This window comes from Flavobacterium sp. CFS9, assembly GCF_041154745.1.
In the GTDB taxonomy this organism is placed as follows: domain Bacteria; phylum Bacteroidota; class Bacteroidia; order Flavobacteriales; family Flavobacteriaceae; genus Flavobacterium.
In genome coordinates this window covers 4184412-4196462 of sequence record NZ_AP031573.1, presented here as the reverse complement: position 1 = coordinate 4196462, position 12051 = coordinate 4184412, and the positions used below count along the sequence as shown (strand labels likewise).

At 41.6% G+C, this 12051-nt stretch carries 2 protein-coding genes; both read right to left on the bottom strand.

Annotation, left to right across the window (positions count from 1 at the left end):
• Position 1: 1 nt before the first annotated feature.
• Positions 2-910: a type IX secretion system membrane protein PorP/SprF gene (locus ACAM30_RS17605; protein ID WP_369615879.1), complete on the bottom strand. Its 909-nt coding sequence runs from the start codon at positions 908-910 to the stop codon at positions 2-4.
• A 61-nt stretch (positions 911-971) separates the two neighbouring features.
• Complete coding sequence (locus ACAM30_RS17600; protein WP_369615878.1) at positions 972-11927, bottom strand: choice-of-anchor A family protein; 10956 nt, start codon at positions 11925-11927, stop codon at positions 972-974.
• Positions 11928-12051: the final 124 nt, after the last annotated feature.

Below are 12051 nucleotides of genomic sequence, written 5' to 3'. Positions count from 1 at the left end.
ATTAGAAGAATCTTGGTGAAGTTATTCGGCTGTAATTTTTCAAGAATTCAAAACGCAAAAATATCTCATGCGACCCTGAGTTGTAGTTTACCAATCGGGTGGTTTCGCGATCATAGGAATATCCTAAATACATACTATCGGTGATCTGAAATCCTGCCAAAGCACTAAAAGAGGCACTCCATCTGTAAGCTAGTCCGATCACAAATTTATCGTTGAACATAAAATTGGCCGATGCATCTACTTGTAATGGCGAACCTTCTACCATTTTAGTCATTAAAGCCGGCTTGAATTTTATGGTTTCGTAACGATTAAGATTAAATACATAACCGGCTATGAAATAATAGTTGATACGGTCTTTATAGATTGAATAATCGTTATCATCAAAGCGGGTAGTTTGAATAAAATTAGGAACGGATAATCCCACATAAGCTTTATCCGTATGCCAGTAAATTCCAGCTCCGATATTTGGAGCAAATTTATTCTGAAAATCCTGAAACTGTGGATCTCCCTGATGTTCGGGGTTTAACTTTGTAGGATCCAGCTTAAATATATTGGCAGAACCTTTAAGACCAAAAGAAAGTTTCGCGGTTGCGGATGTTGGTATGGAGTAAGAGAAATCAGCTGAAATATTGTTTTCATTTGTCGGTCCTATTTTATCATTGACTAACGATACTCCTAATCCTACATTATTATTTATGGGTGTATTTAACGAAAAACTACTGGTTTCGGGTGCTCCATCTAATCCAACCCATTGGGTACGATACAATCCGAAAATGCTCATAACTCCGCGAGAACCGGCATAAGCGGGATTTATATTGATGGTATTATACATGTATTGTGTAAACTGCGCATCTTGCTGGGCAAAACCTGCGGTAGAACAAAACAATAAAACTAAAACTAATTTTTTCATTTATTTTATTTTTAAAGAATGGCTTAGCCTATTGACTAAGCCATTTTATTAGTACAGAATATTATTTGGTCAGGTATAAATATCCCGCCTCCTGATGTGGATTGGATTGGTTGTCTTTGTATTTAATGATGTAATAATAAGTTCCTTCCGGTAATCCATCTGAATCTTTGATTGTAACACGTCCTTCAGAAATACCTCTAAAAACAATATCATTATTATTGTAATGATCACGATCAAAAACCAAAACTCCCCAACGGTTAAAAATCTGAACCGTATTGTCAGGATAACATTCTAATCCCTGAATATAAAATCTCTCGTTCTTATTGTCTCCATTTATAGAAACCGCGTTGAATACTTTAATTACACAACCTTGTAGCGATAATACTGTTGGTTTATCACCCACTACACTACTATCATCTGATTTGTCTTTTACGACAATATTATCAGGACTTGTTCCAAAAACTTCGGCTTGATTCGATATACTTCCCGAATTAATATCAGCTTGTACAATCGAATAAGTTCCTGTAAAAGAAGTACTATCCTCTTCTCCCGCAGCTAAATTTATTGGCCCTCCGGTCATGTTAACTCCAGTTAACGGATCTACTATATAAACATTTGTCAACGCTACATTTCCTGTATTGGTTACTGTAAAATTATACGTAATGGTTTCCCCTACTTTTGCATTACCGTCACCATCTTCATCATTGAAATGTGCCGTTTTCACTACAGCAATACCTGGTCTTGATACAAATAGGGTTACCGTTGCGGCATCACAATTCGAAAGATTTGATTTCTCACAAATACTATACGTTAAGGTATAAGTACCTCCCGGTGTATTAGCCGGAACACTTATTATTCCAGTGGCAGTATCAATTACCGGAACTGCTGCTCCAGGTGTTTTTGGAACTGCCGGTGTTATCACTTTTAAATCAACCTGATTAATAACAACCGGTACACCATTTAAAGTATCCGAATTTGGATTACCAGCTAATACATTCCCTGCATTTGGTGTTCCTGTTATTCCATTTGCGTTTGGAATGTTATCATCATTCGCAACTATTGCTGTCACTGTAGTTGCTGTTACTTTGATTTCATCTGAAACTGTCCCACAAGTCGCCGGAGTCAATTTATCGCATAACTCATAAACTACATTATAAGTTCCCGGTGTGGTTCCTGCAGCAACACTTACTTTTCCGGTTAACGGATCTAAACTAATTCCTGTTGGCCATGTTCCTGACACCGCAACTGTAGCATTCCCTGTTGTTCCTAATACTGCCGGAACTCCATTTACTTTATCGTTACTTGCAATGTTTGTGAAAACAGTTCCTCCTGTTGACGCAATAGTTCCATTTTCGAATATTGGTTCAACAACCGGAGTTACTTTGATTTCATCTGAAACCGTCGCGCAAGTTACCGGAGTTAATTTGTCGCATAACTGATAAACTACATTATAAGTCCCCGGTGTGGTTCCTGCCGCAACACTTACTTTTCCGCTTAACGGATCTAAAGTAATTCCTGTTGGCCATGTTCCTGACACTGCAATTGTAGCATTTCCTGTTGTTCCTAATACTGCCGGAACTCCATTTACTTTATCGTTACTTGCAATGTTTGTAAAAACAATTCCTCCTGTTGATGCAATAGTTCCGTTTTCGAATATTGGCTCTACGATTGGAGTTACTTTGATTTCATCTGAAACTGTTGCACAGGTCGTCGGAGTCAATTTATCGCATAACTCATAAACTACATTATAAGTTCCCGGTGTGGTTCCTGCAGCAACACTTACTTTTCCGGTTAACGGATCTAAAGTAATTCCTGTTGGCCATGTTCCTGACACTGCAATTGTAGCATTTCCTGTAGTTCCTAATACTACCGGAACTCCATTTACTTTATCGTTACTTGCAATGTTTGTGAAAACAATTCCTCCTGTTGATGCAATAGTTCCGTTTTCGAATATTGGCTCTACGATTGGAGTTACTTTGATTTCATCTGAAACTATCCCACAAGTCGTCGGAGTCAATTTATCGCATAACTCATAAACTACATTATAAGTTCCCGGTGTGGTTCCTGCAGCAACACTTACTTTTCCGGTTAACGGATCTAAAGTAATTCCTGTTGGCCATGTTCCTGATACCGCAACTGTAGCATTTCCTGTTGTTCCTAATACTGCCGGAACTCCATTTACTTTATCGTTACTTGCAATGTTTGTAAAAACAGTTCCTCCTGTTGATGCAATAGTTCCGTTTTCGAATATTGGTTCAACTGTTGCTGTTACTGTAATTTTAGCTTCAGCCTGGTCACACATTGGTGTACCTGCTGCTGCCATTGCTTTTGAACATATACTATAAATTACAGTATAAACCCCTGGTGCAGTACCGGCATTAACTTTAATAGTTCCATCTGTATTTAATGTGATTCCTGTTGGTACAGAAACTACACTTAAATTCACTTCTGAAGCAATTACAGGCGTACCGTGTAACTTGTCATTCAACAATACAGAAACTGTATTACCTCCACTCACTCCATTAACTACTAACGGAGTTTCATCAATAGCATCAATAAAACTTATTACTGTACAGGTTGAACATGTAGGATCTATTGGTCTGCAAGTCACACAAATTGGACTTGGATCGGTTGACTTAGCTGTCACTGCAGGACCTGTTGGAGGGGTTCCGCTTACGGTAGCCACGTTGTCTACCTGACCGTTATTCATATCAGCCAGTGTAATGGTGTGAACGGCTGTAAAACTTGACGAATCTGTTGCGCCTGGTGCTAAACTCGCTAAAGTTCCTGTCACAACCGCATTTGCATCGGTAATGGTTACCGGAGCCAGGGTTACGTTTCCTGTGTTGGTAACAGTAAATGTATAGTCAATTCTATCGCCTACGTTTACGATTCCGTCTGCATTTGCATCTACGTAAGTTGCTTTTTTACTTACTGTCACTTTTGGTGAAGACGTTAAAGGAACTACGGTACATGTTGGACATGCAGCCGGATCTTTTGGTGGACAAGTCGCACAAATTGGACTTGGATCGGTTGACTTAGCCGTTACAGCAGGACCTGTTGGAGGGGTTCCGCTTACGGTAGCCACGTTGTCTACCTGACCGTTATTCATATCAGCCAGTGTAATGGTATGAACGGCTGTAAAACTAGACGAATCTGTTGCACCTGGTGCTAAACTCGCTAAAGTTCCTGTCACAACCGCATTTGCATCGGTAATGGTTACCGGAGCCAGGGTTACGTTTCCTGTGTTGGTAACAGTAAATGTATAGTCAATTCTATCGCCTACGTTTACGATTCCGTCTGCATTTGCATCTACGTAAACTCCTTTTTTGCTTACTGTCACTTTTGGTGAAGACGTTAAAGGAACTACGGTACAGCTTGGACATGCAGCCGGATCTTTTGGTGGACAAGTCGCACAAATTGGACTTGGATCGGTTGACTTAGCCGTCACTGCAGGACCTGTTGGAGGGGTTCCGCTTACGGTAGCCACGTTGTCTACCTGACCGTTATTCATATCAGCCAGTGTAATGGTGTGAACGGCTGTAAAACTTGATGAGTCTGTTGCGCCTGGTGCTAAACTCGCTAAAGTTCCTGTCACAACCGCATTTGCATCGGTAATGGTTACCGGAGCCAGGGTTACGTTTCCTGTGTTGGTAACGGTAAATGTATAGTTGATTCTATCGCCTACGTTTACGATTCCGTCTGCATTTGCATCTACGTAAGTTGCTTTTTTACTTACTGTCACTTTTGGTGAAGACGTTAAAGGAACTACGGTACAGCTTGGACATGCAGCCGGATCTTTTGGTGGACAAGTCGCACAAATTGGACTTGGATCGGTTGACTTAGCCGTCACTGCAGGACCTGTTGGAGGGGTTCCGCTTACGGTAGCCACGTTGTCTACCTGACCGTTATTCATATCAGCCAGTGTAATGGTGTGAACGGCTGTAAAACTTGATGAGTCTGTTGCGCCTGGTGCTAAACTCGCTAAAGTTCCTGTCACAACCGCATTTGCATCGGTAATGGTTACCGGAGCCAGGGTTACGTTTCCTGTGTTGGTAACGGTAAATGTATAGTTGATTCTATCGCCTACGTTTACGATTCCGTCTGCATTTGCATCTACGTAAGTTGCTTTTTTACTTACTGTCACTTTTGGTGAAGACGTTAAAGGAACTACGGTACATGTTGGACATGCAGCCGGATCTTTTGGTGGACAAGTCGCACAAATTGGACTTGGATCGGTTGACTTAGCTGTTACAGCAGGACCTGTTGGAGGGGTTCCGCTTACGGTAGCCACGTTGTCTACCTGACCGTTATTCATATCAGCCAGTGTAATGGTGTGAACGGCTGTAAAACTAGATGAGTCTGTTGCACCTGGTGCTAAACTCGCCAGACTTCCGCTTACCACTGCATTTGCATCGGTAATGGTTACCGGAGCCAGGGTTACATTTCCTGTGTTGGTAACGGTAAATGTATAGTCGATTCTATCGCCTACGTTTACGATTCCGTCTGCGTTAGCATCTACATAAACTCCTTTTTTGCTTACTGTTACTTTTGGTGAAGACGTTAAAGGAACTACGGTACAGCTTGGACATGCGGCCGGATCTTTTGGTGGACAAGTCGCACAAATTGGACTTGGATCGGTTGACTTAGCTGTTACAGCAGGACCTGTTGGAGGGGTTCCGCTTACGGTAGCCACATTGTCTACCTGACCGTTATTCATATCAGCCAGTGTAATGGTGTGAACGGCTGTAAAACTAGATGAGTCTGTTGCACCTGGTGCTAAACTCGCCAGACTTCCGCTTACCACTGCATTTGCATCGGTAATGGTTACCGGAGCCAGGGTTACGTTTCCTGTGTTGGTAACGGTAAATGTATAGTCAATTCTATCGCCTACGTTTACGATTCCGTCTGCGTTAGCATCTACGTAAACTCCTTTTTTGCTTACTGTCACTTTTGGTGAAGACGTTAAAGGAACTACGGTACAGCTTGGACATGCAGCCGGATCTTTTGGTGGACAAGTCGCACAAATTGGACTTGGATCGGTTGACTTAGCCGTTACAGCAGGACCTGTTGGAGGGGTTCCGCTTACGGTAGCGACGTTGTCTACCTGACCGTTATTCATATCAGCCAGTGTAATGGTGTGAACGGCTGTAAAACTAGATGAGTCTGTTGCACCTGGTGCTAAACTCGCTAAACTTCCGCTTACCACTGCATTTGCATCGGTAATGGTTACCGGAGCCAGGGTTACGTTTCCTGTGTTGGTAACGGTAAATGTATAGTCGATTCTATCGCCTACGTTTACGATTCCGTCTGCATTTGCATCTACGTAAGTTGCTTTTTTGCTTACTGTCACTTTTGGTGAAGACGTTAAAGGAACTACGGTACAGCTTGGACATGCAGCCGGATCTTTTGGTGGACAAGTCGCACAAATTGGACTTGGATCGGTTGACTTAGCCGTTACAGCAGGACCTGTTGGAGGGGTTCCGCTTACGGTAGCCACGTTGTCTACCTGACCGTTATTCATATCAGCCAGTGTAATGGTGTGAACGGCTGTAAAACTAGATGAGTCTGTTGCACCTGGTGCTAAACTCGCCAGACTTCCGCTTACCACTGCATTTGCATCGGTAATGGTTACCGGAGCCAGGGTTACATTTCCTGTGTTGGTAACGGTAAATGTATAGTCGATTCTATCGCCTACGTTTACGATTCCGTCTGCATTTGCATCTACGTAAGTTGCTTTTTTGCTTACTGTCACTTTTGGTGAAGACGTTAAAGGAACTACGGTACAGCTTGGACATGCAGCCGGATCTTTTGGTGGACAAGTCGCACAAATTGGACTTGGATCGGTTGACTTAGCCGTCACTGCAGGACCTGTTGGAGGGGTTCCGCTTACGGTAGCCACGTTGTCTACCTGACCGTTATTCATATCAGCCAGTGTAATGGTATGAACGGCTGTAAAACTTGACGAATCTGTTGCACCTGGTGCTAAACTCGCCAGACTTCCGCTTACCACTGCATTTGCATCGGTAATGGTTACCGGAGCCAGGGTTACATTTCCTGTGTTGGTAACGGTAAATGTATAGTCGATTCTATCGCCTACGTTTACGATTCCGTCTGCATTTGCATCTACGTAAGTTGCTTTTTTGCTTACTGTTACTTTTGGTGAAGACGTTAAAGGAACTACGGTACAGGTTGGACATGCAGCCGGATCTTTTGGTGGACAAGTCGCACAAATTGGACTTGGATCGGTTGACTTAGCTGTTACAGCAGGACCTGTTGGAGGGGTTCCGCTTACGGTAGCCACGTTGTCTACCTGACCGTTATTCATATCAGCCAGTGTAATGGTGTGAACGGCTGTAAAACTAGATGAGTCTGTTGCACCTGGTGCTAAACTCGCCAGACTTCCGCTTACCACTGCATTTGCATCGGTAATGGTTACCGGAGCCAGGGTTACATTTCCTGTGTTGGTAACGGTAAATGTATAGTCGATTCTATCGCCTACGTTTACGATTCCGTCTGCGTTAGCATCTACATAAACTCCTTTTTTGCTTACTGTCACTTTTGGTGAAGACGTTAAAGGAACTACGGTACAGCTTGGACATGCAGCCGGATCTTTTGGTGGACAAGTCGCACAAATTGGACTTGGATCGGTTGACTTAGCCGTCACTGCAGGACCTGTTGGAGGGGTTCCGCTTACGGTAGCCACGTTGTCTACCTGACCGTTATTCATATCAGCCAGTGTAATGGTGTGAACGGCTGTAAAACTAGATGAGTCTGTTGCACCTGGTGCTAAACTCGCCAGACTTCCGCTTACCACTGCATTTGCATCGGTAATGGTTACCGGAGCCAGGGTTACGTTTCCTGTGTTGGTAACGGTAAATGTATAGTCGATTCTATCGCCTACGTTTACGATTCCGTCTGCGTTAGCATCTACATAAACTCCTTTTTTGCTTACTGAAATGCCAGCACATTCACTAGCGATTACAACATCATTTGAAACTACTGAACTACATGTTCCTAATGTAGCAGTTACGGCATAAGTTCCTGCCGGAGCCGTTACTGTAGCTCCTGAAACTGTAACTCCTGTTGATGGATTTACAGAATAGGTATAAGCAGCATTGTAATTTGAAATTGTAAAACTTCCTGTAGCCACTGAACAAGTAGGCTGAGTTACTGTTCCTGCTGTTGGTTTTACAGGAGTTGTTGGTTGTGCATTGATCACAACATCATTTGAAACTACTGAACTACATGTTCCCAATGTAGCAGTTACGGCATAAGTTCCTGCCGGAGCAGTTACTGTAGCGCCTGAAATTGTAACTCCTGTTGATGGGTTTACAGAATAGGTATAAGCAGCATTATAATTTGAAATTGTAAAACTTCCTGTAGCCACTGAACAAGTAGGCTGAGTTACTGTTCCTGTTGTTGGTTTTACAGGAGTTGTTGGTTGTGCATTGATCACAACATCATTTGAAACTACTGAACTACATGTTTCTAATGTAGCAGTTACGGCATAAGTTCCTGCCGGAGCCGTTACTGTAGCACCTGAAATTGTAACTCCTGTTGATGGGGCTACACTATAAGTATAAGCAGCATTGTAATTTGAAATTGTAAAACTTCCTGTAGCCACTGAACAAGTTGGTTGAGTTACTGTTCCTGTTGTTGGTTTTACAGGTTTTTCTTTAACTATAACATCAATTCCGGTTCTGGCACTTTCGCAATTTCCAACCGTCTGAGTTACATAATAAGTCGTGGTACCAACAGTTGTTGTTGAAGGTGTCGGTGCAGTTGCGCTTCCAATACCACCTGTTTGAGCAGTATACCATTTCAGGTTTGAACCTGTTGCCGTTAAAGCAGTTGCTGTTTCATCCTGACAGTAATTTACCGGTGTCGTAACGACCGGAGCATCAGTACTGCTAATTTCTCCTTTAAAAGGATAATTGTGTGTTTCTGAACCGCCAATGTTTTGAATTAAATTTCCACCCACAATAAAACGACCGTTCATACCAATCATTTCATTGGTAACAGTACCTGTACGTTGTGGAATAACCATACTTCCCCAAAACTGAGCTCCTTTTAAAGAAACAGTAGTCGCGGTAGGTAAATTCCATAAAATTCGTAATGAAAAAGGGGTAACTTCGTTAGCGGGTACCTTGTTACCGCTACCTACTGCCTGAGTTACGCCATTAAATTGGAACGTAGCGATATTAAAGTTTGTTGTTGTACCAGGTACGTTAATTAATAAACTCGCTGTATCCGGAAAACCTACAAAATTAACGGTACCATTTGGTCTTGATGCTAAAACATTAGGAATGTTTATCACATACGATTTTGAAACCGAAGGTGTCAAACAAGTAAATGTATACGTTCCAAAGCCATCATTTGTAAAAGTAACCTTTGGATCACTTGGTAACTGATTCCAGGCCGTACTTGAAACCTGTAAAGCATTGAACGCATCATTATAAGGTGTTAAATCTAGAGTAGCTTCATTAATAACTTTAGACGCATCTCCTGTAATTTTAACATTAGGAGATTTAGTACCTTTATAAACTATAGTTCCATAGGACTTTTTACCATCGACTTCTCCTCCCAGTATTAAATTACCCGAAGCAGCTGAAGCATCAAAATTCCCCCCTATGGTTAAAATATTTTTATTATCATCCGGTACAATAAAAGACCCTACTCCGGCCACTCCCAAATTAAAAGCACTTGTTTTGTTCATGGTAAAATTTCCATATACAAAACTACGTCCTTCGTATTCGGCACCATTTGTTATCGTAAGATTCCCTCCAACGGCAAAGTTAATGGCGTTATCACGACCAATAAAATCTCCTGTAAAAGTTGCCGGTTTATAGATACTGGTTGGCGGATTAGACGAAATTACATCACTTAAAAACACTCCTAAACAAGAGTTTGTAGTAGATGGAAATGGCAAAGGAAGACTAGTAACCGTAAAAACATCAGTCTTTATATTGTTACAACCAACCCCGCTAGGCGTTCCGTCACATTCAACATCCGGATCTACCGGAGGTGTTCCAACATGTGTATCGGCAGTAGCATCCGGGTCTGTTAAATCTTCGGGACGCATGATCGTTGCTTTGACGTTTACATTAGTACCGGCCGGTGCTAATATCTTTCCGATAATTATAAATGTAATTGTCGCATCTTTTGGTAAATCAACCGTAGCATCAAGTACACCTCCACTAATAGTTTGTGCAGTAACTGCACCTCCTAAAGTAGAAGAAGAGGAAAAAGATTGCACCGCCAAATTTGCTCCCGAAACTAAATCCGAAAACTTAAATTTTGCCCCCGTTACATTATTGGGTCCTCCTATATTTTTTACAACCACTGTATAAGTAACATCCGTACCTACACTACCGCTAGTTACATCACTAATACTTGTTACTGCTAAATCGGCAGCATTCTGAACAACAGGAACCGTAACTACAGGAGATGTCGTAGTCATATATGCCCATGTATCCAATGTTCGGTTATCACCATAGGAACTTGACCATTTATGTCCATTAGAAGCACTGGATAGTCCCGGAAAAGTAATATTTGTTTTAGGGTTAGATTCTCCTGTCGCTGAAATAAATGATGGATCTGAATCATCCCAGTAAACTTTATCATCAGGACTGTTATTACCATTTAACCTGGAAACCCGAAAACCATTCGAATTATTTTCTGCATCTACATAAGGAAAATGGACTTCTCCATTAAAAATAACTACATTTAAATTTAAGTTTAAACCAGTAGAAGCATAAGTCCCATCTTTAAACTTACCATCCCAATATAATTTATTGGCACCCGTTTTGGCAGCTACAAGTATAATTCTGTCTTTGTTTCCTGTATACACGCCATCATTATCACCGTCCAGCTGAACTAAAGCATTACCATTTGTACTGGCAGTGAAATTTATATAACTTCCTAACGGAGGTGTTCCTACTCCAATTGAGCCTTCAGATCCCGAAATGAAGATATTCGAAATAGATGCTACTACCACATTATTCACCAACCAAGTTGTTACAGTTGAACCTCCTACATTAACCGAAGCTGAAGTTGGCATTGTCAAATCAGGATTCTGATAGAACAATTTATTCGTAACATCATTCCCTGAGCCAAAATTTTCTGGAGGATAATATAAATACGGAGTCGTCGAAGGTGAAGCTGAATTAGTATTGTTTTCCACATCGACCATAGCCGCACTCTTATAAATTGGCAAACCGGTAGTTCTGGATTTAACTCCGTTATTATTTGAAAAGAAAGCGAAAACAAAAGGATCCATTCCATTTCCTTCTACTAAATAACGATAACCATCAATCGTTAAAACATGAAATTTTCCATTGAAAGCCCTGCTATTTGCTCCCATATTTCCTGTAAATACATTTAAGAATGTACGTCCGGGTTGTACTCCTGTACTTGAAGCAACCGTAATATCCCAAGCCAAAATCAATGAATTATTGGTCGGTTGGTGCGCAGCGTTTGTTGAAGTCCAACTTGCATTAGCAGCTAATACAGTTGTTCCTGCATTAGGAGTTGCACTTGGAACAGGTGAAATAAATTCAATTTCCCAAATTCCCGCCTCCGAAGGCTCTACGATTTTTGAATAAGCTTTATATCCCCCAGGGCTTAAAGCAGCTGGTCCCGCAAGCTCTTCGGTTCGACTAGCTATTAAACCCGTTACTTTGTCCGTCCCTGACGAATAAACTGTTCCGCTTGGTGTTTTAAAGTTAATTGTACCGGAACCGATTCCCTGAGCACTTGAACCTACATAAATTGTTTCTCCGGCTTTGACATAAACATAATGCCGACCCTGATTAACACCTCCAATAAACATTCCGGAACCCAATCTAATATTTTGACTTGAACTGGTCATCCAACTTCTATTCCCTGTCGCCCCACTGGGGAACAAATCCTTAGATCCCTCAGCAAAGACATTCCATCCACTGAAAAGAGAAAGGAAGCACAGTACAAAGGTCAGCTGCAATTGCCTTAATTTTAATGTAATTTTATTCAACATTTTAATAGTTTTGATTAGTAATAACTGCTATAGTATTTATCTCCCGATAACAACCTGAATGCCACTTTAATTCCTGCTGCCATAGCGAACGCATGAGCGTAAAAAAAAATTTTAATACATGTAT

Excerpts from the sequence above, each read along its gene's own strand:
- ACAM30_RS17605 (WP_369615879.1), bottom strand. The coding sequence starts at position 910 with ATGAAAAAATTAGTTTTAGTTTTATTGTTTTGTTCTACCGCAGGTTTT.
- ACAM30_RS17600 (WP_369615878.1), bottom strand. The coding sequence starts at position 11,927 with ATGTTGAATAAAATTACATTAAAATTAAGGCAATTGCAGCTGACCTTT.